Source organism: Synechococcus sp. CS-1328, from assembly GCF_025128095.1.
GTDB lineage: Bacteria > Cyanobacteriota > Cyanobacteriia > PCC-6307 > Cyanobiaceae > CBW1002.
The window spans coordinates 1-23,880 of sequence record NZ_JAHLYT010000002.1; the positions used below are offsets into that span (position 1 = coordinate 1).

Annotated in this window: 24 protein-coding genes; 14 read left to right on the forward strand and 10 right to left on the reverse strand. The window is 65.8% G+C overall.

What is annotated here, in order from left to right; translation table 11 throughout:
- Positions 1–224: 224 nt before the first annotated feature.
- A complete protein-coding gene (locus tag KQ310_RS00020; RefSeq protein WP_259719750.1) occupies positions 225–416 on the reverse strand; it encodes a hypothetical protein in 192 nt (63 codons plus the stop codon).
- Between the two features lie 143 nt (positions 417–559).
- On the opposite strand from KQ310_RS00020, the gene KQ310_RS00025 reads away from it, so the two are divergent.
- Positions 560–1,279 (forward strand): class I SAM-dependent methyltransferase, encoded by a 720-nt coding sequence (locus KQ310_RS00025; RefSeq protein WP_259719751.1) that lies wholly within the window; start codon positions 560–562, stop codon positions 1,277–1,279.
- An 18-nt stretch (positions 1,280–1,297) separates the two neighbouring features.
- Here KQ310_RS00025 and KQ310_RS00030 read toward each other — a convergent pair whose 3' ends face one another.
- From KQ310_RS00030 to KQ310_RS00050, 5 genes are all read right to left on the reverse strand, one after another.
- Positions 1,298–2,665: a SufS family cysteine desulfurase gene (locus tag KQ310_RS00030; protein ID WP_259719752.1), complete on the reverse strand. Its 1,368-nt coding sequence runs from the start codon at positions 2,663–2,665 to the stop codon at positions 1,298–1,300.
- Positions 2,666–2,669: 4 nt separating this feature from the next.
- A complete protein-coding gene (gene sufD / locus KQ310_RS00035) occupies positions 2,670–3,929 on the reverse strand; it encodes a Fe-S cluster assembly protein SufD (RefSeq protein ID WP_259719753.1) in 1,260 nt (419 codons plus the stop codon).
- Positions 3,929–4,747: a Fe-S cluster assembly ATPase SufC gene (sufC, locus tag KQ310_RS00040; protein WP_259719754.1), complete on the reverse strand. Its 819-nt coding sequence runs from the start codon at positions 4,745–4,747 to the stop codon at positions 3,929–3,931. The genes sufD and sufC overlap by 1 nt, the downstream gene beginning before the upstream one ends.
- An 88-nt stretch (positions 4,748–4,835) precedes the next feature.
- A complete protein-coding gene (gene sufB / locus KQ310_RS00045) occupies positions 4,836–6,278 on the reverse strand; it encodes a Fe-S cluster assembly protein SufB (protein WP_259719755.1) in 1,443 nt (480 codons plus the stop codon).
- Between the two features lie 32 nt (positions 6,279–6,310).
- The gene (locus KQ310_RS00050; protein ID WP_259719756.1) at positions 6,311–6,664 is read right to left on the reverse strand and encodes a ferredoxin-thioredoxin reductase catalytic domain-containing protein; all 354 of its coding nucleotides are present in this window, start codon (positions 6,662–6,664) and stop codon (positions 6,311–6,313) included.
- Between the two features lie 192 nt (positions 6,665–6,856).
- Between KQ310_RS00050 and sufR the strand changes: the two genes are divergently transcribed.
- The 10 genes from sufR (at position 6,857) to KQ310_RS00100 (ending at position 14,626) form a co-directional block, all read left to right on the forward strand.
- The gene (gene sufR, locus KQ310_RS00055; RefSeq protein WP_259719757.1) at positions 6,857–7,543 is read left to right on the forward strand and encodes an iron-sulfur cluster biosynthesis transcriptional regulator SufR; all 687 of its coding nucleotides are present in this window, start codon (positions 6,857–6,859) and stop codon (positions 7,541–7,543) included.
- Positions 7,540–7,926, forward strand: coding sequence for a hypothetical protein (locus tag KQ310_RS00060; RefSeq protein WP_259719758.1), 387 nt, complete (start codon positions 7,540–7,542; stop codon positions 7,924–7,926). Before sufR ends, KQ310_RS00060 begins: the two co-directional genes overlap by 4 nt.
- A gap of 78 nt (positions 7,927–8,004) precedes the next feature.
- Complete coding sequence (locus KQ310_RS00065) at positions 8,005–8,604, forward strand: phycobiliprotein lyase (protein WP_259719759.1); 600 nt, start codon at positions 8,005–8,007, stop codon at positions 8,602–8,604.
- A gap of 130 nt (positions 8,605–8,734) precedes the next feature.
- Positions 8,735–9,496 (forward strand): phycobilisome rod-core linker polypeptide, encoded by a 762-nt coding sequence (locus KQ310_RS00070; RefSeq protein WP_259719760.1) that lies wholly within the window; start codon positions 8,735–8,737, stop codon positions 9,494–9,496.
- 164 nt (positions 9,497–9,660) lie between these two features.
- Positions 9,661–10,728, forward strand: coding sequence for a DUF4912 domain-containing protein (locus KQ310_RS00075; RefSeq protein WP_259719761.1), 1,068 nt, complete (start codon positions 9,661–9,663; stop codon positions 10,726–10,728).
- Positions 10,729–10,747: 19 nt separating this feature from the next.
- The gene (locus KQ310_RS00080; protein WP_259719762.1) at positions 10,748–10,945 is read left to right on the forward strand and encodes a hypothetical protein; all 198 of its coding nucleotides are present in this window, start codon (positions 10,748–10,750) and stop codon (positions 10,943–10,945) included.
- 163 nt (positions 10,946–11,108) lie between these two features.
- Positions 11,109–12,461, forward strand: coding sequence for a phosphatidylserine/phosphatidylglycerophosphate/cardiolipin synthase family protein (locus KQ310_RS00085; RefSeq protein WP_259719783.1), 1,353 nt, complete (start codon positions 11,109–11,111; stop codon positions 12,459–12,461).
- On the forward strand, positions 12,461–12,766 hold the full coding sequence (locus KQ310_RS00090) for a hypothetical protein (RefSeq protein ID WP_259719763.1): 306 nt from the start codon (positions 12,461–12,463) through the stop codon (positions 12,764–12,766). Before KQ310_RS00085 ends, KQ310_RS00090 begins: the two co-directional genes overlap by 1 nt.
- Positions 12,767–12,794: 28 nt before the next feature.
- Complete coding sequence (locus tag KQ310_RS00095; protein WP_259719764.1) at positions 12,795–14,105, forward strand: FAD-dependent monooxygenase; 1,311 nt, start codon at positions 12,795–12,797, stop codon at positions 14,103–14,105.
- Positions 14,105–14,626, forward strand: coding sequence for a hypothetical protein (locus KQ310_RS00100; protein ID WP_259719765.1), 522 nt, complete (start codon positions 14,105–14,107; stop codon positions 14,624–14,626). Before KQ310_RS00095 ends, KQ310_RS00100 begins: the two co-directional genes overlap by 1 nt.
- A gap of 6 nt (positions 14,627–14,632) precedes the next feature.
- Here the strand turns inward: KQ310_RS00100 and KQ310_RS00105 are convergent, their stop codons facing one another.
- Positions 14,633–15,007: a hypothetical protein gene (locus KQ310_RS00105; protein WP_259719766.1), complete on the reverse strand. Its 375-nt coding sequence runs from the start codon at positions 15,005–15,007 to the stop codon at positions 14,633–14,635.
- A gap of 126 nt (positions 15,008–15,133) precedes the next feature.
- On the opposite strand from KQ310_RS00105, the gene KQ310_RS00110 reads away from it, so the two are divergent.
- The 3 genes from KQ310_RS00110 to sulP all read left to right on the forward strand — a co-directional run bounded on the left by KQ310_RS00110 (position 15,134) and on the right by sulP (position 19,038).
- On the forward strand, positions 15,134–16,774 hold the full coding sequence (locus KQ310_RS00110; protein WP_259719767.1) for an alpha-D-glucose phosphate-specific phosphoglucomutase: 1,641 nt from the start codon (positions 15,134–15,136) through the stop codon (positions 16,772–16,774).
- 217 nt (positions 16,775–16,991) lie between these two features.
- Positions 16,992–17,252, forward strand: coding sequence for a hypothetical protein (locus KQ310_RS00115; protein ID WP_259719768.1), 261 nt, complete (start codon positions 16,992–16,994; stop codon positions 17,250–17,252).
- Positions 17,253–17,265: 13 nt separating this feature from the next.
- Positions 17,266–19,038: a sulfate permease gene (gene sulP / locus KQ310_RS00120; RefSeq protein WP_259719769.1), complete on the forward strand. Its 1,773-nt coding sequence runs from the start codon at positions 17,266–17,268 to the stop codon at positions 19,036–19,038.
- Positions 19,039–19,121: 83 nt separating this feature from the next.
- On the opposite strand, the gene KQ310_RS00125 is transcribed toward sulP, so the two are convergent.
- The 3 genes from KQ310_RS00125 to KQ310_RS00135 are packed head-to-tail and all read right to left on the reverse strand — an operon-like array spanning position 19,122 to position 23,878.
- Positions 19,122–19,403 (reverse strand): hypothetical protein, encoded by a 282-nt coding sequence (locus tag KQ310_RS00125; protein WP_259719770.1) that lies wholly within the window; start codon positions 19,401–19,403, stop codon positions 19,122–19,124.
- 33 nt (positions 19,404–19,436) lie between these two features.
- Positions 19,437–22,775 carry an efflux RND transporter permease subunit gene (locus tag KQ310_RS00130; RefSeq protein ID WP_259719771.1) on the reverse strand — a complete coding sequence of 1,113 codons (3,339 nt, stop codon included), beginning with the start codon at positions 22,773–22,775 and terminating at the stop codon, positions 19,437–19,439.
- A complete protein-coding gene (locus tag KQ310_RS00135; RefSeq protein ID WP_259719772.1) occupies positions 22,772–23,878 on the reverse strand; it encodes an efflux RND transporter periplasmic adaptor subunit in 1,107 nt (368 codons plus the stop codon). The genes KQ310_RS00130 and KQ310_RS00135 overlap by 4 nt, the downstream gene beginning before the upstream one ends.
- Positions 23,879–23,880 lie beyond the last annotated feature (2 nt).

Genomic DNA, 23,880 nt, shown 5'->3' on the forward strand with positions numbered 1-23,880 from the left:
AGGTCGTTGGCAAAGGCAGGGTCGTGTTGCAGCAGATCCTTCAGGTGGTGCAGGGCATCCGCAGCGGGAACCGTCGCAGCCAGGGTCGGCCGGTCGCAGGTGGCCATGGGGCCTCCATCTCAGAGTGATACCAGCCTAGGAGTGCTGATTCACAGTGATCCCCGCAGCGCGACGCGGCGGGGAGTTCGTTACCAGCGCACAACCCCGTTGGTTTTTGTTGGTTTTCAGCTGATCGATGGCCATGGTTCGCGATCCAGAGAGCCCTGGAGCAGGGCCGCCACATCCACATCCACCTGAGCCAGACGTTCCAACACCAATTTCAGATCCAGGGCGGTGAGATCGCCATCGGCTCCCCACTTCAGGCAGGTGCGCCCAAGACAGCTGCTGGTGTTGATCGTCATGGTGGGGTCAGCCATGGCGGGCTTCCTTGCTTTCGTTGGCTCCAGTTTCGGCAAGCAGGCCAGGCTGCGATGCCCCCAACAGGGGACTATCTCCGAAGCCTGGAGACGCGGCAGGCCAGGCAGCGTGCGGTCGGGGCCCTGTTGACAAGACTGTGACCATGCCCTCTGCTGTGCCGATGGACCTGTTCGAACAGAACTGGAGCACCTACCGGGCCGTGGTGCAGCACGACCTGATGGGGCACGCTGACCTCACCGCTGCGACCGAACTGGCCCTGCGCTCCTGGCTTGAGGCTCGTGCCCCTGGCACTCGGCCGCCCCTTGCCGTGGATCTGGGCTGCGGCGATCTGAGCGCACTCGCGCCTGTCTGGCGGCAACTCCCCCTGGGTGGCTACGAGGGGATCGATCTCACCGCCCAGGTTTTGCCCCTGGCCCGCCAGGCCCTGGGAGCAGTGCCCTATCCCACCCGCTGGCAGGCGGCCGATCTGCGCGTCTGGGCAGCGAGCAACGACGAACCCGTCGATCTGATCCACACGGCCTTCGCGCTGCACCATCTCTCAGACAGCGAAAAAGCGGAGTTTCTGCGCCAGGCTCGCCAGCGCCTCGCCCCCGGCGGACTCTTTCTCTGGGCTGATGTCTTCCGCGATCCAGGTGAATCCCGCCAGGATTACCTGGGGCGCTATGGACACCGGATCCGCAGCCAATGGTCGGTGTTGCCCGCCGAGGCCCGCACCCAGGTGCTCGACCACATCCATCAGCTGGACCACCCAGCCGATCGTGCCGAGATTGTGCGCCAGGCGGAGGCGGCAGGCTGGCGCTGGACCTGGCGCTGGAACGGCCCACAGCGGGCCGAAGCCCTGGCCCAGCTGGAGCCAATCTGAAACCCGGAAGCGGCCGGCTCAGCTGTGCTCCCGCAGAAAACCAATCGTGCCGCTCAGTTCATCAGCAAAGCGGTCGATCTCCTCAGGAGTGGTGGTGAAACTGAGGCTGGCCCGGGCTGAACCGGGAATGCCATACAGGCGATGCAGCGGCTGGGTGCAGTGATGGCCGCTGCGGATGCAGATGCCGGCCGAATCGAGCAGGGCCGCGATGTCATTGGCGTGCAGGCCGTCGACGGTGAAGGCGGCCAGCGCCCCCCGATCAGGCTGCTGTTCCGGGGTGGGTCCGAGGATCCGCACCCCCTCAATCGCCTGCAAGCGCTGGAACAACTGGCGGGTGAGCCGCTGCTCCCAGGCGTGGATGCGCTCCAGACCCAGGCCCTGGAGGTAATCGAGAGCGGCACCCATGCCGATCGCCTCACCGATGGCGGGGGTGCCGGCTTCGAACTTGTGGGGCAGCTCCGCCCAGGTGCTGTGGTCGAGGTAGACGTCCTGAATCATTTCGCCGCCACCCAGAAAAGGAGGCATGGCCTCGAGTAACTCCTCGCGCGCCCAGAGGAAGCCCATGCCGGTGGGGCCGCAGAGCTTGTGGGAAGAGCCCACCAGGAAATCACAGCCCAGCTGGGCCACATTCAGAGGAAGGTGGGGCAGGCTCTGGCAGGCATCCACCAGCAGCAGCGCACCGGCGGCATGGGCCAGGGGGGCCACCTCCGCGACCGGGTTGAGGCAGCCGAGGGTGTTGCTCACATGAACCAGGCTGACCAGGCGGGTGCGCTCGTTGATCTGGCGACGCAGGTCGTCGAGGTCCAGCTCGCCCGTTTCGGTGAGGCCCACATGGCGGAGCACGCAGCCGGTGCGGGCAGCCAGCAGCTGCCAGGGAACCAGGTTGCTGTGGTGCTCCATCACCGACAGCAGCACTTCGTCGCCGGAGCGCAGGTTGGCCTCACCCCAGGAGCGCGCCACCAGATTGATGGCCTCGCTGGCGTTGCGGGTATAGACGATCTCGCGGGCACTGGCCGCCCCCACGAAGGCGGCCACCTTGCCACGGGCTCCTTCGAAGCCTTCGGTGGCTCGTGCACTCAGCTGATGGGCGCCACGGTGCACATTGGCGTTGTCGTGGGCGTAGTAGTGCTGCAGAGCCTCAAGCACCTGGCGGGGCTTCTGGCTGGTGGCGGCGTGGTCGAGATAAATCAGGGGCTCGCCGAGACAGGCCGTCTGGGCCAGCAGCGGGAAGTCAGGCCGGGTGAGGCTGGCCAGGTCTTCGCAGGGCTGCGGCGCCACGGGCGAATCCTGGGGCTTCGGCGCTGCGTTGATTCGGGAGGCGGTGTCGCTCACCACCGGCGAGACGGCAGATGCAAGTTTCAGCAGAGCGTCGGCAGCAGGCGTCATCAGCTCAGGCCTCCCCCAGCAGACGATCGATCGGCCGCCAGGCGGCGGCCATGGCCGGCAGCTCCCGCAGCACCTCCTCACAGAAGGCCCGCTGCAGCAGACGGGCCGCCTGGTCGGCCGCGATGCCACGGCTCTGCAGATAGAAGAGTTCGTCCTGCTGCAGGCGACTCACGGTGGCGCCATGGGCACAGCGCACATCGTCTGCCACGATCTCGAGCTCGGGCTTGGTGTCGATCCGCGCCCGATCCGAGAGCAGCAGATTGCGGCTGATCTGGGAGGCATTGGTGCGCTGAGCCTGGCGAGGCACCCGCACGGCTCCGTTGAACACGCTGCGGGCCTGGCCATCGGCCACGGCTTTGTGGACCTGCTGGAGCTGGCCATCGGGCCCCGAAAAGGTCACCTGGCTGTGGGTGTCGGCGATCTGGCGATCGATCACCCGTTGCAGGCCCCGCAGGCTGGTGTGGGCCGCACCATCGAGCTGGTTCACCCGCGGCTCGAGGCGCAGCAGGCCCCAACCGGCACAGCCACTCACGACGCTGAGGTCGCTGCCACTCTCCTGCGCGTAGACGCACTGGGCCAGCAGCGACGCCTGGGGATGTCCCTGGGCGAGAAGCCCATGACGCAGACGGGCTCCACGGCCCAGATGGGCTTCCAACACCAGGCTGGTGGCGCTGGCACCGCTGGCGGTATGCACCTGCAGCAGTTCCAGTTCGGCCCCTTCCTCCAGCACCAGCAACACCCTCAGCGGCAGCACCCCGTCGCTGGCGCCAGCGGGAAGCAGCAACTCCAGCGGCGGCGCCACTCCAGACACGCGCAGGGCCAGCACATGCTCGGCTGCGGCCTGGTTGAGCTGGGTCAGCCAGTGGTGGGCGCACCCGGTCGCCTCGAGCACCGAGCCGAGGCGCTGATGCAGTTCTGCCCCGGCAATCGGTTCGAGCCCCGCGGGCAGAGTCACCCCATCCAGAGGGTCGCCGCTGCCATCGAAACGCAGGCGCAGATGGGGCGACACCGTGCCGGCACCCTGCTCAGGCCGCAGCAATCGCGGTGAGGTGGACGCCAGCAGGGCCGGATCGGTGAAGCGCCAGTTTTCCTGGCGGCGATGGGGGGCAGGAAGCTCCAACAGGGCCGCACGGGCCTGCTCCTGTAAGGGCGCCAGCGGACCGGCCGCAGGGGGCAGGGAGGCGATCAGATCACCTGTCCAGGCCTCAAGCGTCGAGGAGGAGCGCACCGCCGTGGACGCCATGGCAACGGGCAGGGTCACCATCAGCCCACCTCCACCGGCGTACGCCCCTGGGCTGAGGACTCCAGGACCGCCAGTTCCTGATCGACCCAGTCGTATCCCCTCTCCTCAAGTTCAAGCGCCAGCTCCTTGCCACCGGTGCGAAGGATGCGGCCAGCGGCCATGACGTGCACATAATCGGGCGTGATCACATCCAGCAAGCGCTGGTAATGGGTGATCAGCAAGGTGGCGTTCTCGGCCGTGGCGAGATGGTTCACACCACCGGCCACAATCCGCAGGGCGTCGATATCAAGACCGGAATCGGTTTCATCGAGGATCGCCACCATTGGATCCAGCAGGGCCATCTGCAGGATCTCGTTGCGCTTCTTCTCGCCACCGCTGAAGCCCTCATTCACGGAACGCTCCAGAAAGGCTGGATCCATCTGGACCACGGCCAGCTTGTCGCGCACGACATCCTCAAAGGCAAAGGTATCCAGCTCTTCGGCGCCCATCTCAAGCCGGCGGGCATTGGTGGCCACCCGCAGGAACTCGAGGTTGCTCACCCCGGGGATCTCAATCGGGTACTGAAACCCAAGAAACAGCCCGATTCTGGCCCGCTGCTCCGGAGGCAGATCCAGCAGATTCTCGCCCCTGTAGCGCACCGTGCCACCAGTGACCTGATAAGCGGGATGACCGGCCAGCACCTTGGACAGGGTGCTCTTGCCGCTGCCATTACGACCCATCACCGCATGGATCTCTCCGGCACGGATGGTGAGATTCACGCCCTTGAGGATCGCCTTGTCCTCGACGCAGGCATGGAGATCACAGATCTCAAGCAGAATGGGAGCGTCGGAACGGATCACAGCAACAGGGAAGGCAGAGGGAAAACAGAAGGGAGAAAATGTTGTCTAGGGATGACAGCTGTCTAGGGATGGCAGCCGTGGAAGGAGATCAACCCACCGAGCCCTCGAGTTTCAAGGCGAGGAGCTTGTCGGCTTCGGCCGCGAACTCCATCGGCAGCTGGTTGAACACATCACGACAGAAGCCGCTCACCATCATCGACACCGCCTCCTCGAAGCCGATCCCACGGCTCTGGAGATAGAAGAGCTGGTCTTCTGAGATGCGGCAGGTGCTGGCCTCATGCTCAATCGCGGCATCAGGTTGCTGCGATCGGATGTAGGGATAGGTGTTGGCAGCGGCCTGATCGCCGATCAGCATCGAATCGCACTGGCTGTAATTCTTGGCTCCCACGGCTTTGGGACCCACCTGCACAAGACCGCGATAACTGTTGGAGGAGCGCCCGGCACTGATGCCTTTGCTCACAATCGTGGAGCGGGTGCGCGGACCCACGTGAATCATCTTGGTGCCGGTATCGGCCTGCTGACAGTTGTTGGTCAGGGCGACGGAATAAAACTCACCCACGGAATCAGCCCCTTGAAGCACACAACTGGGGTATTTCCAGGTGATCGCCGAGCCGGTTTCCACCTGGGTCCAGCTGATCTTGCTGCGCGCGCCGCGGCACTGGCCGCGCTTGGTGACAAAGTTATAGATGCCACCCTTGCCATGCTCATCACCGGCATACCAATTCTGCACGGTGGAATACTTGATCGCAGCATCCTCAAGCGTGACCAGTTCCACAACCGCGGCATGGAGCTGGTTGGTGTCAAACATCGGCGCCGTGCAACCCTCGAGGTAGCTGACCGAAGCTCCCGCTTCCGCCACGATCAAGGTGCGCTCGAACTGGCCGGTGTCGCCGGAATTGATGCGGAAATAGGTGGAGAGCTCCATCGGGCATTCCACCCCCTTCGGGATGAACACGAACGAGCCATCACTGAACACAGCTGAGTTCAGAGCCGCGAAGTAATTGTCGTTGCTGGGCACCACTGTGCCGAGATACTGCTCAATCAGAGCGGGGAAATCCTTGACCGCCTCGCTGATTGAGCAGAAGATCACCCCATGCTCGGCCAGCTTCTCGCGGTAGGTGGTGGCGATCGAGACACTGTCGAACACCGCATCCACGGCCACATTCGAGAGCCGTTTCTGCTCGCTCAAGGGGATGCCGAGCTTGTCAAAGGTCTCGAGAAGCTTGGGGTCCACCTCATCCAGGCTGGCTTTTTTCTCCTGCTGCCGTGGTGCCGCGTAATAGATGATCTCCTGGTAGTCGATCGGTGAGAAACCCAGGGCAGCCCAGTCCGGGGAAGCCATCTCCAGCCACTGCCGGTAGGCGCGCAGACGAAACTGCAGCAGGAAGTCTGGCTCCTGCTTTTTGGCAGAAATCAGCCGCACCACATCTTCACTGAGCCCCTTGGGGATCTTGTCGGTCTCGATATCGGTGACGAAGCCGTACTTATACGGCTGCGAAACCAGATCCCCAACGGTGGCGGTGCTGCTCATGGATGGATGCGGCGGACGGTTTTTAGCAGTGCTCAGCCGGAGGTATGGCTGTGGATCTCTTCCATGCTGATCGTCTGGCTGTCGCCCCGGAAGGGGTTGTCCTCGGTGAGGAACAGCATGCAGTGGCACTCCTTGCGCTCACGCATGGGGACGCAGGGGCAGTTCCAGAAGGCCTGGGAGACCTCGGCCTGCTTGTCCTCGTAGTGGCGGCAGGGGCAGAGCGCACCGCCGAGGTCATCCTTATGGCGGGCCAGCCCCTCCAGCACCACGGCCGTCACCCCCGGATCGCTGCAGAAATAGGTACCCGTGCGCTGGGCATAGGTTTCCGCGAACTTGCGGATCACCTCAAGGCTGTCAGCGGAGGGGGCGGCAGCGGCGTCGGACATGAAGCAGGAGGTAGAGGGCACCCAGCCCAGGACGGATCACTCAGATACGAAACCAGCTGGTTTCGTATCTGCCCGAGCCTAGGGCAGGGGTCCGAGCCTTGGGGTGAAGGTTCATTGTGACCCCACGACTGCCGCAACGCGGCCCCCATCCCCCTGTTGTGCGTGGCATGGTGTGGCGGTCAGTGGCCAGCCATGACCGCCCCAGCCCCGGTATCGAACCAGGCCAGCACCCGCGAGGCGGCGCTCACACTGTTGCTGCGCCTTGGCCATGCGACTGCCGCGACCCTGGCCCAGAAGCTGGCGGTGTCCGTGCAGGTGATGCGCCGCCACCTGCGCAGCCTCGAAGAGGAAGGACTGGTCGCGTCGAGCCCGTCCCAGGATGGCCCTGGCCGCCCCTGCAATCACTGGAGCCTCACCGCCAGCGGCCACAACCAGTTCCCGAACGACAGCGAGCAGTTCACCCTCAGCCTGCTGACCTCGATGGCCAGTAGCCTTCCGCCCGACACGATCAAGGCCCTGCTCAACCGCCAGGCGATCGACAAGGCCGCCGATTACCAGCTTCAGATCGGTGTTGGCAGCCTGCCGCAGCGCCTGGATCGACTGGTCGAACTGAGGCGGGGTGAGGGCTACGTGGCTGAGTGCGTGGCAGACGACGACAGCTGGGTCTTCAGCGAATACCACTGTTCGGTGATGCGGATCGCCGAACAGTTCCCCTGCGTCTGTGATCAGGAGTTGCAGATGATCCGCCACACCTTCCCCGATTGCAGCGTCGAGCGGGTGCACTGGCGCCTGCAGGAAGGCCATTCCTGCGGCTTCCGGCTCACCCCCAGGTCTGAGCCCACCGACGAGGCTGCCGCTCTGCCAAGCCCAGAGCAGTGAGCCCAACCGATCCCGCGGCCGGCGGCCCGCTCCTGCTTGAGGAGCTCGAGTCGATCGAGTCCACCCTGCTGCCGGTGCTCGACCGCCACCACCTCCGCCTGCTGGCCCACGGCCTGCGGACCTTCCAGACCATCGCCGGCAGGCAGCACGGCCCACTGCCGCAGCCCGCCCAGGTGCAGCTCTGGGTCCGAACCCAGCCGGTGCTCGCCGCCGATGCCGACTTCGCCGAGACGTTCCTGGATCAGTTGGGACAGCTGGGGCAGCAGTTGGAAGCCCTGGCCCGGCAGAGAGCCTGCATGCCGCTGGACCTGACATTGGAGGATCTGATCGGCTGGAGCTGCGAGCAGGCGACGGCGAGGCTGTCGACAGGCTCTGTCCAATAAAGCTGTGTCCAAGTAACAGCCCACGACCGCCTGCGAGCTGAGCGCCTTGCCATCATCGCTGCAGCAACCCTGGGTCCCGTGAGCGGATCGATCAGCGACGCCATCAGCTTCTTCCGCCTCAGCTGCGGCCGCTGGCGGTCGCAGCGCAGCAGCCACCACCTGCTCCATCGCCGCGCCGAGGCGGGCGGCTCCTTCATCGAGGTGGTGGAACTCTCCGCCACTGACCCCCTGCTGGTGGCGGTGGCGACCCTGCACAGCCAGGATCCGATCGGCCTGGTGGGCGGCTGTCGGGTGCGCTGGAGCGGGTCGATGGCCTGGGACAAGGCCGGCGAAGCCCATGAAGGCGAGAGCGTCTTCGGACTGATTCCGACCGACGGGCAAGGCCGAGCCGGCCTGCTGCTGCGCGACCGTGGCTATGCCGAAACGGCCCCGGTGGCCGGGCATTTCCAGATGGACGATCGCGACGGACTGCTGCTGAGCACGGACTACGAAACCATGAGCAGCCTGGAGCGGTTCAGCTTCGCGGGGCCCGATGTGCGGCTGCGCACCAGCACCGTCGAGGGGCTCTCCAACACCGCGTCGTTCTGCGTGGAGACCCGGGTGCTGGAGCCGAGCGCCGGAACCAGCCGAGCTGAAGCACCGGAGAACGGACAGCTGCTCTCTCCACTGGGCTGGTGAAGTCTGGGCTGCTTAAGTCTGGGCTGCTGAAGCCGGTGTCGAACGTTACGGACTGTGAGTCCTGCCTGGGGGCGACGAGTCGCGACGGGGCCGCACTTCTACGATCCCCGAGACGGATGCCTGAGCACGCGTGGCCCTTCCTCTCCTGAAGTACGCACCCACAACGCAGAACTCCCGCGTGGATGCCCTCCGGGTGGGTTCAGACGAGGATCCCAAGGCCGTGTCCATGGACAAGGCCATGGACCGCGAAGATCAGAACTTCGTGATTGAGGCCGCCTACCGGCAGATCTTCTTCCACGCTTTCAAGGTGGACCGCGACCGCACCCTTGAGTGCCAGTTGCGCGACGGCCAGATCACGGTGCGTGATTTCATCCGCTCCCTCTGCCTGTCGGACACCTTCACCCGCAGCTTCTACAACCTCAACAGCAACTACCGCGTGGCTCGCCACCTGGTGGAGAAGCTGCTGGGTCGCCAGACCTACGGGAAATCCGAGGAAATCGCCTGGTCGGCCGTGCTGATGACCCGTGGGGTCCGGGGCATGGTGGACGACATCCTCGATAGCCAGGAGTACCTGGACAACTTCGGCTACGACACGGTTCCCTTCCACCGCAACCGCGTGGTTGGCTCCCGCAGCGTCGGCGAAACTCCCTTCAACATCACCTCACCCCGGTACGAGGCGTACCACCGCGGCATTCTGGGCTTCCCTCAGATCGTCTACACCGGTACCGCCAAGGCCTACCCCGAGCGTTCACGCCAACGCCGTGGCGGCTTCCCCGAGGATTACCTCCCCTGGGTGCGGACCCTGCCCGCCATGCGCACCCGTGGTGCCGCCGCCGGCAACACCAGCATGGATTACCTCTCGAAGGTTCCCTATCGCAGCATCGGCCGCTGAGACTTCAACCCCAACGTCACCGGGTCCTCCGGACCAGAAGGCGGTGCTTCGGCACCGCCTTTTTGCTGGCCATGCCCTGGTCAGTGGATCCTGACCGCAACGGGCCGCACCGACTGATCGAGGAGAAAGTCCTTCAAACTGCTTCTCAAACGTATCCGGATGCTGTGAGCCAGTCACTGACCACTTTGGCGCGACTGACCTTGCGACAGCTCCGCCAGGTGGCCAGCGATCTTGGGGTCAGCCTCTACAGCCGGAAATCGAAGGAAGAGCTGCTCAACGCGATCAGCTCCCGTCACGAAGAGGGCAGCATCTCGCTGCAGGAGATCGAGGCCGAGATGACCCCGGCCCCACAACCGGATGCCGAGACCCGTGTGGTCTTCCTGCCGCGTGATCCCCAGTGGGCCTATGTGTTCTGGGAGATCTCGGAAGACGACCTGGATCATGCGCTTCAGGCCGGTGCCAACCAGCTCTGTCTGCGGGTCGCCGATGTGACCGGCCTGGCTGGAGGCTCAGCCCATCCCCACACCCTGCAGGAAGTGGTGGTCGACAGCCATGCCACTGAGTGGTATCTGCCGGTGCCGCTCAGTGATCGTGATTACCGGGTCGAGCTCGGGTACCGCAAAGGCAGCGCCGGCGGCTGGATCTCCCTGGCCTTCTCCTCGGTGGCCCGGGTTCCTGCCCTGCATCCAAGCGAACAGATCCTCGACCAGTTCGTTCCCTTCACCCTCGAAGCCTCCCCCACCTCCCTGCCGGCACCGGTGGAGAGCAGCGATTCCGGCCTGCACGAGCGGCTGTATCAGACGGCCACCGCCCGTTGGCGCAAGCTGGGCCGTGGATCCGAGGCCTTCCATGAACTCGATGAGAGCAGCGCCGATCACCAGGGCCACCACGCCTCCGGTGCAGGCATCTGGGCCAGCGGCCGCCAGGCGTCGGGCGCAGGCGGAGTGGCACCGCGGCAGCGCTCCTTCTGGCTGGTGGCCGATGCTGAGTTGATTGTCTATGGCGCCACCGATCCCGCCGCCCGCCTCACCATCGGCGGCGAAGAGGTGCCCCTCTCCCCTGATGGCACCTTCCGGGTGCAGGTTCCCTTCCGTGACGGCCAGCAGGTGTACCCGATCGAGGCCGTGGCCGCAGACGCTGAGCAGAAGCGCAACATCACCCTCGACTTCCGCCGGCTGACCCCGGAAGACAACAGCAATCCTTCCAACCAGGCCGCCCCCGAGTGGTTCTGACACCAGACGTGTCCCCCCAATGACCTCCTCTCCTCCCCGCCGCGGCCTGCGCGTTCTCGTGGCCATCACGCCCGTGCTGGGTGCCGTGAGCTTCGCCCTGCTGATCCCTCTGCTGATCGTGCACGTGAGCCTGCAGGCAGCGGTTGGAGCCGCTGTGGCCATTGGCTGCCTCTGGTTCGCCCTGATGCTGCGGACCTCCGAAATGCCGGGCCACTGAGCCCTCAGCCGAGGATCAACCCTGCCGTTGACCGACCTGGGGAACGCTGACAGCAGCGATCTCCTTGTTCATGGCCGGCCTGGTCCCACCGCCCGCAGCCCAGCCTCAGCCCAGGCGCGCCGGGCCGCCGGCGAGATCGCTGCTGCTGGTCAGTGGCCTGGCCATGCTGTTGGGCAGCTGCAGCGCCACCGCTCGGCTGCTGGGCCAGCCTGAGCCCCGCCTGCCCCTGCCGCCAGGCATTGATGTGGGCTTCAACCACCGCACCGCCGGCCACTACCGCAGCCCGATCGACGGCCAATGGCGACAGGGCGACGACCTCGAAGCCATGCTGTTGAACGCCATCGAGGCGGCCCATCGCGATATCGCCGTGGCCGTGCAGGAGCTGTCCCTGCCGAAGGTGGCTGAGGCCCTGGCGCGCAAACACCAGCAAGGGGTTCGGGTCAGGCTGGTGCTGGAGAACACCTACAGCACCCCCTGGAGCGAGCAGCATCCCGCCGATCTGGTGCCCCACCTGCGCCATCGGCAGGCCCAGCTGAAGGCGCTGGGCTGGGGCGATGCCCTGCTGATCCTGCGGCGGGCCGGGGTCCCGATGCTGGACGACACCGCCGACGGCAGCGCCGGCAGCGGCCTGATGCACCACAAATTCCTGGTGGTCGATGGCCGTGTGGTGATGACCGGCTCGGCCAACTTCACCCCGTCCTGCATCCACGGCGACCCGGACGATCGACGCACCCGCGGCAACGTCAACCATCTGCTGCGCTTCGAGAGCAGGGAGCTGGCGGCCGTGTTCCTGGCGGAATTCGAACGCCTCTGGGGAGACGGCCCCGGCGGCAAGCCCGACAGCCAGTTCGGGATCGGCAAGGGGGGCGGCGCCCCGCAGCGGGTGATCGTGCAAGGCACACCGGTGCAGGTGCTGTTTGCGCCCCATCGCCGCAGCGATCCCAACAACGGCCTGAGCTGGTTGGGTCAGCTGCTCAACCAGGCCCAGCGGCGCATCGATCTGGCCCTGTTCGTGTTCTCGGCCCAGAACCTCACGACTGTGCTGGCGCAGCGGCATCAGCAGGGTGTGGCCATCCGGGTGCTGGCCGACCCAGGCTTCGCCAACCGCTCCTTCAGTGAGGTGCTCGATCTGCTGGGGGTGGCCCTGCCGGATCGGCGCTGCAAGATCGAGGCTGGCAATCGCCAGTGGACGGAACCGCTGGCAGGCGTGGGCATCCCCCAGCTGGCCGGGGGCGACAAGCTGCATCACAAGATCGCCGTGATCGATGGCAAACGGGTGATCAGCGGCAGTTTCAACTGGAGTCCATCCGCGGCCCACCAGAACGACGAAACCCTGCTGGTGATCGACTCGCCTGTCCTGGCCCGCCACTTCACCCAGGAGATTGATCGCCTCTGGAGCGGCGCCGAGCTGGGGATCACGGCCAGGCTGGAGCGGCGGATCGAGCGGCTGCAACGCACATGCGGCCAAGGGCACGCGACTACGATCCCAGCAGACCGCGACGAGCCGGAGCCGTAGTGGAGCAGCCAGCCACCTCCAACCGCAGCGCCACTGATCCAAGCGCCACTGATCGCAGCGCTACTGATCGCAGCGCTACAGATCCCAACCCGTCGGCCACCCTGGACGCGATCAACCTGATGCTGCGGGATCTCCACACCCGGCACGACGAGATCCGCCACAGAGCCGCCTTCCGCGGCTGCACCAACGAACTCCTGGCCCTGCAGCAGGAGTTGGTCGACTATCTGCTGGCGCGAAAGCAGGGTCTCAGCGGCGGCGCCAAGCACAAACCCAGCGACGGTCTCAATTACAACTCCTTCACCTGACCCGCCCCCTTCCGCAGCCACAGACGGGGTGAGACGCCAGCCGGTACGGGTTCTGATCGTGGGCGGGGGGCCCACCGGTGCCGCCCTCGCCCTGCTGCTGAGTCAGCGGGGCATTCCATTCATCCTGATTGAAGCCAGCCGGAGCCTGGATCGGCTCTTCCGCGGCGAGGCCCTGATGCCCAGCGGCCTGGCCGCCCTCGAACAGATCGGCGGTGCCGACCTGCTGGACGGACTGCCCCAGCGGCCCCTGGCCGGCTGGCGGTTTGTGCTGGATGGGCGGGAGTTGTTTCGGGCCGCGGAACCCCTGACCCCTGGCCCTGCCTGCACCCTGGTGAGCCAACCGGCCCTGCTGGAGCGCCTGCTGGAGCGGGCGGCGGACTGTCCAGGCTGTCAGGTGCTGCGGGGCACCGCTGCCGCTGGGCTGCTGGAGCAGAACGGTCGCATCGCGGGAGTCCGGCTGGCGGACGGCCAGGAGCTGCGGGCCGATCTGGTGCTGGCCTGCGATGGGCGCAGCTCATCGCTGCGCCGCCAGGCCGGCCTGGAATTGCAGGAGCAGAGCAGCCCCCTCGATCTGCACTGGTTCCAGCTGCCAGGGGCCTCCACGACCTCTGCCGCTCCGCCGCTGCCCCAGGGAGACTGGTTCACCACCGTGGTGGGCCCAGCCGGGATCTTCAGCCTGTTCACCGGGGCCACCGGCGTAGCGCAACTGGCCTGGGTTCGTCCCCACCGCGCCGAGGCGACAGACCCGAGGCAGCACCCACAAGCGGCGGCCCCCTGGCCGGAGTGCTGGGCCCGCCAGAGCCCACCGGAGCTGGCGGCCTGGTTGCGCAAGGGCAGTGTGCACGCGACGGCACCGGTGCCCCTGGCCGTCCGGGTGGGCCTGGCTCCCCTCTGGCATCGGCCTGGCCTGCTGCTGCTGGGGGATGCCGCCCATCCGATGAGTCCGGTGCGGGCTCAGGGGATCAATATGGGCCTACGCGATGCCCTGGCTGCCGCGAACCATCTGATTCCGCTCCTGGCGGAGGGTGCCCAGCCAGCGACTTCACAGCTCGATGCCGCCCTGGCCACGATCGCAGCCGAACGTCTGCCGGAGATCCAGACCCTGCAGACCCTGCAACGCCAGGAGGCCGAACGGGGAATGCTGCTGCAGGGGCAGCCTTGGCTGCGGGCCTTGCTGCTGGCGGGGGCTCCGCTGCTGGCTCCGGCCCTGCGCCATCACTGGATCGAGCAGCAGCGACCCCTGCGGCAGGGAGTGACCACACTGAACCTGCTGGAGAGCCTGCGCCTGCTGGAATCGTGGGCGCCCGCCATGATGCAACGGCCTGCCCGAGCGGAGTGATGGCTCAGAACCCTGTCCCCAACTCTGCCCCTGCCGGCGCCAACCCAGGGGATCCGCGGCTGGATCTGCCCTGGGGAACAGCAGCACGGCGCCGAGCTCCACGCCACGGGCTATCGGCGATCAGGCCGTCAGCGATCGGGCAACGGTTGCTGCGGCTGACCGCCCTGCTGCTCTGCCTGCCGCTGCCTGCCGCCCTGGCGGACGAGCTTCCCGCCTACCCCGGCAACGCCGTGTTCCGCCAGCTGCAGCTGGCCGCCCAGGACTGCGGCCGTGAAAACAACAGCGCCACCTGCACGCCGGCCCGGGACCAGGCCGATCGCCTGATGGATCACCCGCGCCTGCCGGCCGCCTGCAAAGACGTGCTCTGGGAGATCCGTGAGGGCTCCCAGGTGACGACGCTCAACAGCTACACCAGGCGAGAAGCGCTCAACCGGGCGGCCGGGGACCTGATGGCGATCTGCCGCGCCCCGGCCAAACCGACCCCGAGCACCGGGAAACCGTCCTCACCGTTCCAACGCTGAGCAGATTCAGGGAGCGGAAGAGTCTGGAGTCTCGGCGGCGTCCAGCAGAGCGCGCGAGGTGGTCTCCATAAAAGGCACCGACCAGGGCGTGACCACGATGGCCCGGTCGGCCAGCTCGCAGGCTCCGCCCTGACGGCCAGCGGCCGAACAGCTGGCGCTGAGTTTGAGCAGGGCGTTGGTGAGCTTGCCCCGCAGGCAGCTTTCTTTGCCGGCATGGCTGAGCACCGCCTCTGCGGCCTGGCGGGTCTGCTGGATCGCGGCGGGATAGGAGTCGACCGGGCCGAGCCCCATGGGTGCCGCCTGGCCAGGCCGGACCAGGGACAGAACACTGGCCGCAAACACCAGGACCAGGCCGGCAGAACGGGAAGGGGAGGGCAGCACGGGTGAGCCGGAGGAAATGGAGTTGAGGCGGAGGACGCCCCAATACGTAAGAAAACGCTAGCGACGGCCGCGGCAGCCAGCCCGTTCTGGGGCCAGGGGTAGCGTGGGCCTGTTGCGGCTTACGTGATGACCAGCGGTGTGCGTCAAGTGGTGCTCGAGCGGCCCTTCGACGACCAGAAGCCCGGCACCTCCGGGCTGCGCAAGAGCAGCCGCCAGTTCGAGACCCCGCACTACCTCGAGAGTTTCCTCGAGGCGATCCTGCGGGTGCTGCCGGGCGTTGATGGCGGCACCCTGGTAGTGGGCGGTGACGGCCGCTACGGCAACCGCCACGCCATCCAGGTGATCGTGCGCATGGCGGCAGCCCACGGCGTGGCGCGGCTGATCACCACAACCGGCGGCATCCTCTCCACGCCAGCCGCCTCCCATCTGATCCGCCGCCATCAGGCCATCGGCGGCATCATCCTCTCGGCCAGCCACAACCCCGGCGGCCCCGAGGGAGATTTCGGCGTCAAGGTGAACGGCGCCAACGGCGGGCCGGCGCCGGAGTCGGTCACCGATGCGATCTATACCTGCACCCTGGGGCTCGATGGTTACCGGATCCAGGACGCCGATCCGATCCCCCTCGACCAGCCCGGTCGCCACAGGGTCGGCGACCTCGAGGTGGAGGTGATCGACGGGGTCGAGGACTACGTGGCGCTGATGCAGGGCCTGTTCGACTTCGATCGCATCGGAGCCCTGCTGCGCGGCAATTTCCCGATGGCGTTCGATGCCATGCACGCCGTGACCGGCCCCTACGCCACCCGTCTGTTCGAGGGGCTGCTGGGGGCTCCGGCCGGCACGGTGCGGAACGGCATTCCCCTCGAGGATTTCGGCGGCGGTCACCCCGATCCGAACCTCACCTATGCCCACGAGCTGGCCGCACTGCTGCTGCAAGGCGATGCCTACCGCTTCGGGGCCGCCTGCGACGGCGACGGCGACCGCAACATGATCCTGGGCGCCGATTGCTTCGTGAACCCGAGCGACAGCCTGGCCGTGCTCACCGCCAACGCCAGCCTGGCGCCGGGCTACGCCGATGGGCTCAGCGGCGTGGCTCGGTCCATGCCCACCAGCGCCGCGGCGGATGTGGTGGCCAGGGAGCTGGGCATCGCCTGCTTCGAAACACCCACGGGCTGGAAGTTCTTCGGCAACCTGCTGGATGCCGGCCGCATCACCCTCTGTGGGGAGGAAAGCTTCGGCACCGGCAGCAACCACATCCGCGAGAAGGACGGCCTCTGGGCAGTGCTGTTCTGGCTGCAGATCCTGGCCTGCCGCCAGTGTTCCGTGGCAGAGGTGATGACGCAGCACTGGGCCCGCTTCGGGCGCCACTACTACTCCCGCCACGACTATGAAGCGATCGACTCCAGCGCCGCGGCAGAGCTCTACAGCCGGGTGAAGACCATGCTCCCCAGCCTGAAGGGGGAGCGCTTCGCGGGTCGGTCGATCGCCGCCGGTGACGACTTCTCCTACACCGATCCGGTGGATGGATCCACCAGTGCGGGGCAGGGTCTGCGCATCCTGCTGGACGACGGCAGCCGCGTGGTGCTGCGCCTCTCCGGCACCGGCACCCAGGGCGCCACGCTGCGGGTGTATCTGGAGAGCTACGTGCCTGCCGGCGGTGCCCTCACCCTGGATCCCCAGAAGGCCCTGGGCGATCTGATCCAGGCCACCGACCAGCTGGCCGAGATCCGCCAGCGCACCGGCATGGAACGACCCACCGTGATCACCTGATCGTGATCACCTGATCGTGATCGCCTGATCCGTGATCACTGGATCGGTGATCTCCTGCCCACACTGACCAGCCTCGTCCCGGCTCCTAGCCTCCGGAGTAGCGGTCCATTTCCTCGGCATGACCACACCCTCTGTCCGCCGGTCTGCCACAACAGTCCGCCGGCCTACCGCAACAAGCCGCCTGTCTGCCTCAGGCAAGCGGCCCCGATGGCCAAGCGTGCGAGTTCTGGGCCTGGCCCTGCTGCTGCTGGGGATCGGGCAGGCTGCACCGGCCAGGGCCGTCGACGGTGATCAGGTGAAGGCACTCTGCATGGCGGGCTTCAACGCCGCCATGGGCGCCGCCGGCAAGACCCCACCCGCTGGCATGGGGGAGTTCACCTGCACCTGCTTCCTGGAGCAGGTTGAAGCCGGCAGCAACATCGACCAGGCCCGCAGCATCTGCAGGGACAAGGCCGCGGCAAGGTACCCGGTGAAATGATCGGCTCCAGCCCATGAGGCCGTCCTGGCCGCCGCCAGGAATGCAGCCGCTCAACCGGGGGCGAGCGGAGTGGTGGAAGGTCGATCTGGTGGCGGGCATCACCGTGGCGGCCTACCTGATTCCGCAGTGCATGGCCTATGCCGAGCTGGCGGGGCTGCCCCCGATCACCGGCCTTTGGGCGATCCTGCCGCCGCTGCTGCTCTATGCGCTCCTGGGCTCCTCGCCCCAGCTGTCGGTGGGGCCGGAATCCACAACGGCCGTGATGACCGCCGCGGCACTGGGTCCACTGGCTGCTGGCGATCCAGGCCGCTACGCCGAGCTGGCCTCTCTGCTGGCCCTGGTAGTCGGTGGGCTCTGCTGCCTGGGGGCCTGGGCCCGGCTCGGATTCCTGGCTGATCTGCTCTCCAAACCGATCCTGGTGGGCTACATGGCCGGTGTGGCGGTGATCATGATCACCAGTCAGCTGGGCAGGATCTGCGGGCTCACCCTGGCGGCCGATTCGATCGGTGGGCAGATCCAGGAGCTTGTGCAGCGGCACGCGGAGGTGCACGGGCCCACCCTGGTGATGGCGGCGGCGGTGCTGGCCTTCCTGATCGTGCTGCAACGGCGCTGGCCCAGCCTGCCGGCTCCCCTGTTGGCGGTGCTTCTGGCCACTGCGATGGTGGCGGCCCTCCAGTTGGACCGTCAGGGGGTGGCGGTGATCGGCCCAATCCCGGCGGGGCTGCCCCAGTTGAGCCTGCCCAAGGGCGAAACACTTCAAACACTCAGGTCTCTGCTGCCCACCGCGGCAGGCATCGCCCTGGTGGGCTACTCCGACAACGTGCTCACAGCCCGGGCCTTCGCGGCTCGCAACGGTTACCGGATCGATGCCAACCAGGAACTGTTGGCCCTGGGGGCTGTGAACCTGGGCAACGGACTGCTGCAGGGCTTTCCGGTGAGCAGCAGCGGCAGCCGCACCGCCATCGGCGACACCGCCGGCAGCCGCAGCCAGGTGTTTTCCCTGGTGGCCTTCCTGGTGGTGATCCTGGTGCTGCTGGTCCTGAGACCGGTGCTGGCCCTGTTCCCCAAAGCGGCCCTGGGGGCCATCGTGATCTATGCGGCGCTGCGGCTGATTGATCTGGGCGAATTCCGGCGCCTGCGCAGCTTTCGCAGCAGTGAATGGCAGCTGGCCCTGGCCACCCTGGTGGGGGTGCTGGTCACCGATCTGCTCACGGGTGTGGCCCTGGCGGTGGCCCTGTCGGTGATCGATCTGTTCAGCCGGCTGGTGCGCCCCCACGATGCGGTGCTGGGGGAGGTGCCCCAGCTGGCGGGTCTGCACGACATCCACGACTGGGCAGGAGCACGCACCCTGCCCGGGCTGGTGATCTACCGCTACGACGCGCCCCTCTGCTTCGCCAATGCCGACCACTTCCGCCGCCGGGCCCTCGCCGCGATCGAAGCCGAAACCACACCGGTGGCCTGGTTCGTGGTCAACGCCGAAGCGATCGTGGAGATCGACATCTCAGCGGCAGACATGCTGATCGAGCTGATCCAGGAACTCCGCCATCGGCAGATCGTGCTGGGCCTGGCGCGGGTGAAACAGGATCTCTACGGCCAATTGGTACGGGCGGGCTTGCTGGAAGCGATCGGTGCCGATCACATCTTCCCCACCCTGAGCAGCGTCCGGCAGGAGTTTTTGCGCTCGAGAGCACCGGCCTGCGCCTCGGCCGGAGTCAGCGATGACGTCCAGACAAATGACGTCCAGTCATCCGGCGCCGCGCCAGCCGGTGGCAGCCTTCATGAGTGACCATCAAGTGAGCCCACAGCAGGCCGGCGAGTGAGCATCTTGCCACCTGCACCTGGCATTCAGCCGCCAGGCTCATCGCCCAATCAACCCCAGGAATCTGAGTCCGGATCTTGCTTCGCCACCAGAGCAAGCTGCCGCATCGTTTCACCCCAGCTGCCGCAGGCGCCGGCCACACTCACCACCACCGCCAACTTCACCAACGGGATCGGTGTGAGCAGGCTGCCAGGGGTGCGCATGGCACGGTGAGCCAGCAGCGCCAGAACAGCCGCCGCTGAGGCCATCAGGGTGCCGGCCAGGGCGATGCGGCGTCGATCAACGCGCCGCTGACGGCCGCGGCGGTAGCCAGGAGGAGGAGGGAGAGGCATGGCACAGGGGCAGCGAACCTGGGAAAGAGCCGCTCAGGGCGCCGGTTGGGGCGGAACCGGGGGCTGCACGGCGGGAACGGGATCGTCGGCCAGGGGATCGGAGGTGTCGGCGCTGGCGGGAAACCAGTCGCGCTCGAGGTTTTTCATCAGCACATAGAACGAAGGCACCACGAACAGGCTGAGCACGGTGGCCACCAGCAGGCCGCCAAAGATCACGGAACCAAGCGAGCGCTGACTCAGGGCGCCGGCTCCATCGGCGATCACCAGCGGGAAAAAGCCGGCCAGGGCCGCCATGGCCGTCATCAGAATCGGGCGAAGGCGGGATCGAGCCGCTCCGCTGGCCGCCGCCGGGATCGATTCGCCCCGCTCGAGGCGCTGGTTGGCCAGATCAACAATCAGGATGCCGTTCTTGGCGGCCAGGCCGATCAGGGTGACCAGCCCAACCTGCGCATAGACGTTATTCACCTGGCCGCGCATCACCAGGAAGGCCAGGGCCCCCAGCATCGCCAGAGGCACGGTCATCAGGATGATCAGCGGATCGATGTAGCTGCCGTACTGGGCGGAGAGCACCAGATAGACCACCACAATGCCAAGGGCGAAGACCAGGATCGCCAGGGAACCGGCCTGCACCTCTGAGCGGGACAGGGCCGACCAATCCATGCCGATGTTGCTGAAATCAAGCCGGCTGAATGACTGGGCCAAGCTGTCGATCGCCTGGCCACTGCTCTTGCCGATCGCCTCGGCCCCCTGGATCAACACGGTGCGATAGAGGTTGAAGTGACTGACAATCGGCGGTGCGCTGTCCAGCCGGGCCTGAATCACATTGGAGAGGGGGATCTGCTGTCCCTTGCCGTTGGTCACGTAGAGATTGGCCAGATCCTCCACCACACTCCTGCTCTCTCCTTCGGCCTGCACATACACCTGCCGGTATTGACCATCTTCATAGGTGGGATTCACAAAGCGTCCTCCCGCCAGGGCACCCAGAGTGGCCATGGCATCGCCGTAGTTGATGTCGAGCGAGGCCATCCGATCGCGATCCACATCCAGCCGCCAGACCGGGGCATCACTGACGAACTGGGTATAGATATTGAAGAAATCCCCCGTGGCCCGCGCCTTGGTGATCAGCTGATCAGACAGCTTGGAGAGATCGGTAGGCGTATAGCCACCATTGCTGAGGTCGTTGAACTGAAACGAGAATCCCCCCTGGGCGCTGAACCCAGGCACCGCAGCGGGAGACTGGGAGAGAACCACGGCACCGGGAATCTCACGGAACTTCTGGTTGAAGCGACGAATGATCGCCTGCGCGGATTGCTGTGGCGAGGTGCGCTCTTCAATCGGCTTGAGACCGAAGAAAAAGATGGCCTGGTTGAATGCTCCACCATTGAATCCCGTACCACCGATCAACTCACCAGAGACGACCTCAGGTTCTTCGGCGATGATTTTTCGCGCTTTATCAGCGACTTCCATAGTTGCTTCGATCGAAGCCTGCGGCGGTAGCTGGATGATGCCGAGCCCGTAGCCCTGGTCTTCAGTGGGCACAAAACCGGTGGGAACGGCCGTGAAGGCAATGCCCGTGAGCACCACACCACCGAGCAGAACAGCAACCACCAGGCGCCTCAGACGGATCACCTGGTCAAGCAACCGGGCATAGCCGGCGGCCAGGCGCTCGAAAAAGGCGTTGAAGGCCTTGAAGATCGGCTGCAGGAAGGTGCCGATCACGGCACCGAGCAATCCGAAAAGCAGCATCGTGACCCAGCCATTCACCATATAGCCGTAAAGCCCACCGATGGCGGCTCCAATCAGGGTCCACTTCAATCCGGTGGGATTGGTCTTGCCGCCTCCCAGCAGCAACGCCGATTGCAATGGCTTGCCGGTGATCGCATTGAAGGTGGAAACCAGGATCGAAAACACGATCGTCAGAGCAAACTGGCGGTAGATCACGCCAGTCGCCCCAGGGAAGAAGGTGACCGGAATGAACACAGCCAGCAGCACCAGCGCCGTGGCCAGAATCGCGCCGGTGAGTTCCTTCATCGCATTTGAGGCCGCCTTGAACGGCGGGTCGCCTGCTTCGATGCGGGCCGAGACCGCTTCCACCACCACGATGGCGTCGTCCACCACCAGGCCGGTGGCCAGAATGATCCCCAGCAGGGTGAGTTCGTTGATCGAGAATCCGAACGCCTTGACGAAGACCAGGGCGCCGAGCAGGGCGATCGGCAGGGCCAGGGCAGGCACGGCCGTGGCCTTCCAGTCTTGAAGGAAGAGGAAGATGATCAACAGCACCAGCACAACGGCATCGCGCAGGGCATCGAGCGCCGCTTCGATGGAGCCATTGATAAAATCAGTCTGATCGAAGACCTTTTCAAGCCGCACGCCTGGAGGCAGGGTACTTTCAAACTGCTTGAGAACAGTATCCACCGATTTTGCGGTTGAGATCGCATTGCTACCGGGCAGCTGGATCACACCAAAACCAACGCAGGGATAGCCGGTCTTGGCGTTGATCGCTGATTGGTAGAAGTTCTGGAACGCGTATTCGGCACGGCCCACATCCGACAGACGAATCAGGCCGCCATCAGATCCCTCAGCCGTCTGGCTCCCGCCCGGGCCTTTGGCCAGGATGAGGTTCTCAAACTCCTGGACTGTTTCAAGGTTACCGTTGACCAGCAACGGGTAGGTGAGGCGATTGTCCTGCACCGAGGGGGGGCCGCCGATGCTGCCGGCGATCACCACCTGGTTCTGGGAGCTGAGAGCATCAATCACATCACTGATGCTGAGATTGAAGCGAGCCAGCTTGAGGGGATCGACCCAAAGGCGAAAGGCAGGATCGCTGGCTCCAAAAACATTGACCTGCCCCACCCCATCGGCACGACTGAGGGGATAGAGGAGGTTGAGCTGAAACAGACCGTTGAGGTAATTGCGGTCGAATTGGCCCTTGGTGGACGTAAGATTATAAACCAACAGATAACTGGACGCCGTCTGCTGCACCGTGATGCCCTGGGCATTCACCTGCGCCGGCAGCTGGGCCGTGGCCGTCTGCACACGGTTCAGCACATTGACCTGATCAATATCGGCGTTGCTGGTCGGCTTGAAATAGACATTGATCTGGCTCACCCCCTGGCTGGTGCTGTTGGAGGTGATGTAATCCATCCCCGGCGCCCCATTGATCTGCTCCTCCAGAGGTCCGGTCACGGCGCTCTCAACCGTGAGGGCATCGGCACCCGGCAGGTTGGCCGTCACCGCAATGGTGGGCGGCGCGATGTTGGGCAGGTTCTCAATCGGCAGCAGCGGCAGGCTGATGATGCCAGCCATCAGAATCAAGATGCTGCACACGGTGCTGAGCACCGGGCGGCGGATAAAGGTATCCGAGAGGCTCATGGACGTGCGGACCCCGCCGGAGTCGTGCGTACCACCGAGCCGGAACGCAGCTGGGCCAGGTTGCCGAGGATGAAGCGATCACTGCTCTGCAATCCATCCAGCAACGCAAAGCGTCCCTGCTGCAGCGCACCGACCCGCACCGGCACCTGCACAGCCACCAGAGCGCCCGATGGGGGCTGGGTCGCCAGGGGACGTCCAAGTCGACGGCTGGCCTCGGCCGCCGGCAGTGCCAGGAACACGAACGTCTTGCCTGCCTGCAGCAGAACCGCACTTTCTGGAATCGAGAGCAGGGGCTCCTGGGCAAACACCAGCGTGGCACTCACCCGCTGCCCGTTGCGCAGCAGGCCCTCGCGGTTGTCGAACGTGGCCTTGGTGAGCAGGGTCTGGCTGGTCTTGTCCACCGAGGGGGCCACGAAGGTGAGAGCGCCCCGGGCCAGCTGCCCCTGTTGATCCGGCAGTTGCAGGATCACCGGCAGTCCTCGGCGCACCCGCCAGGCCTGGGAGGCCGGCACATCGAGACGCACCCAGAGAACGGAGTTATCGATCACCGTGGTCACCACGGTGCCGGCCCGCACGAAGTCGCCCAGCTTGAAGGCGATGCTGCCGACCTGGCCGGCGATCGGTGCGACGACATCCTTGTAGGCCAGGGTGGCCTGCTGGCCGATCAGCTTGTCCCGGCTTGTGAGAGCCTGCGTGACGTAATAGTCACGCTGCAGGGTGGAGACAGCTCCCTGCTCGTTCAGGAAGATGAAGCGCTGGGCGTTCACCAGGTCCCTGCGGGCCTCGGAGGCCGCCGCATCCACCTCGGCTCGCTGCTGCACCTGATCCAGCCGGAACAGGGGCTGGCCCTGGCTGACGCTCTGCCCCTCCCGCATCGGCATCGCCACAATCCGCCCATCAATCTCAGCCGCAAGCTTCAGATCCCGGATCGCCTCAAGCGTGCTCTGGTAGGTGGCCTGATCGTTGAACGTGCGTGGTGTGGGCTGCTCGATCTGCACCAGGGGCGCCTGCGGTGGCGGCGGCTTCGGTGGGCTGCAGGCCTGCAGGGGCAATGTCAGCGCCACCAGCCCGGCTCCGAACCTGAGGGCAACGAGCGACTTCACAG

Coding starts and splice junctions, on each gene's coding strand:
- KQ310_RS00130 (WP_259719771.1), bottom strand. CDS start 22,775: ATGAGCCTCTCGGATACCTTTATCCGCCGCCCGGTGCTCAGCACCGTG.
- KQ310_RS00125 (WP_259719770.1), bottom strand. CDS start 19,403: ATGCCTCTCCCTCCTCCTCCTGGCTACCGCCGCGGCCGTCAGCGGCGC.
- sulP (WP_259719769.1), top strand. CDS start 17,266: ATGAGGCCGTCCTGGCCGCCGCCAGGAATGCAGCCGCTCAACCGGGGG.
- KQ310_RS00085 (WP_259719783.1), top strand. CDS start 11,109: ATGCTGTTGGGCAGCTGCAGCGCCACCGCTCGGCTGCTGGGCCAGCCT.
- KQ310_RS00020 (WP_259719750.1), bottom strand. CDS start 416: ATGGCTGACCCCACCATGACGATCAACACCAGCAGCTGTCTTGGGCGC.
- sufB (WP_259719755.1), bottom strand. CDS start 6,278: ATGAGCAGCACCGCCACCGTTGGGGATCTGGTTTCGCAGCCGTATAAG.
- sufD (WP_259719753.1), bottom strand. CDS start 3,929: ATGGTGACCCTGCCCGTTGCCATGGCGTCCACGGCGGTGCGCTCCTCC.
- KQ310_RS00100 (WP_259719765.1), top strand. CDS start 14,105: ATGGCTCAGAACCCTGTCCCCAACTCTGCCCCTGCCGGCGCCAACCCA.
- KQ310_RS00110 (WP_259719767.1), top strand. CDS start 15,134: ATGACCAGCGGTGTGCGTCAAGTGGTGCTCGAGCGGCCCTTCGACGAC.
- KQ310_RS00080 (WP_259719762.1), top strand. CDS start 10,748: ATGACCTCCTCTCCTCCCCGCCGCGGCCTGCGCGTTCTCGTGGCCATC.
- KQ310_RS00025 (WP_259719751.1), top strand. CDS start 560: ATGCCCTCTGCTGTGCCGATGGACCTGTTCGAACAGAACTGGAGCACC.
- KQ310_RS00030 (WP_259719752.1), bottom strand. CDS start 2,665: ATGACGCCTGCTGCCGACGCTCTGCTGAAACTTGCATCTGCCGTCTCG.
- KQ310_RS00050 (WP_259719756.1), bottom strand. CDS start 6,664: ATGTCCGACGCCGCTGCCGCCCCCTCCGCTGACAGCCTTGAGGTGATC.
- sufR (WP_259719757.1), top strand. CDS start 6,857: ATGACCGCCCCAGCCCCGGTATCGAACCAGGCCAGCACCCGCGAGGCG.